Below are 902 nucleotides of genomic sequence, written 5' to 3' on the forward strand. Positions count from 1 at the left end.
CCTGATAACGACTTCTTCCAGCTTCGTGCGGATGATCTGCGTGATGAGCGTTCCATACGTCGCCGCCTCAAAGCATCCGGTCAAAAACTGGCGAACAACGTCGAGATGGCAATCGCTAAGCAAGCTGTGGAAATGGGTTCTCTGGTTGTGGCAAGTCCAGAACCAATCGGCTCAGCTAAAACGGGCTGGGATTTCATTTCTGAGGCCGAAGCATTGATTTTCTCCCGGGAATTGAATCGCAGTGCGGGTTTGAGCTTCTTCTTCAACCCAACAGATTACCGTGGGGCAGGTCAGGATCTGACAAACAAAGACTTCTATGGTCGGATTTCGGAGGATGCGTACAAGTCTGGCACTATCCAGAAGCAGATCGCCGGATTCAATGACGTTTTGCGCTCTCCGAAAATGCCATCTCTGCCAGCGTCTACAGCGACAGGCCTCACTGTTTCTGGTGCCCAGAAGTTCAAGCCTCAAGCATGGATTGCTGATGCTGATGGAAACCGCGAGAACGTAGATAACCGTACTGCTGTCGTTAAGTTGAGCGGCGCTGGTCTGAAACGGGGTGACAAGATTTCTTTCGCTGGGGTGAAATATCTGTCTCAGATGGCGAAGAACATTTTGACACAAGATGCAACATTTTCCGTTGTGGCTGTGAACGGAAATGATGTCACCATCACGCCAAAGCCTGTTGCACTCAGCGACGACAAGTTAACACCGGAAGAGCGCGCTTACGCCAACGTGAATATTTCGCTGGCTGATGGCATGGCGGTCAATGTGTTGAACATCAAGACCACGCAAGCCAACATTTTCTGGGCTGATGACTCCATCCGACTGGTATCACAACCGATCCCGGTCAATCATGATCTGTTCTCTGGCATGAAGACACAATCATTCTCAATCCCTAA

Annotated in this window: 1 protein-coding gene; it reads left to right on the forward strand. The window is 50.3% G+C overall.

Annotated features, from left to right (window positions below; translation table 11 throughout):
• A partial coding sequence (locus tag NXS07_RS20375; RefSeq protein WP_258087560.1) for a P22 phage major capsid protein family protein occupies positions 1-902 on the forward strand: 902 nt, incomplete at both ends.

This window comes from Xenorhabdus bovienii, assembly GCF_024721015.1.
Lineage (GTDB): Bacteria > Pseudomonadota > Gammaproteobacteria > Enterobacterales > Enterobacteriaceae > Xenorhabdus > Xenorhabdus bovienii.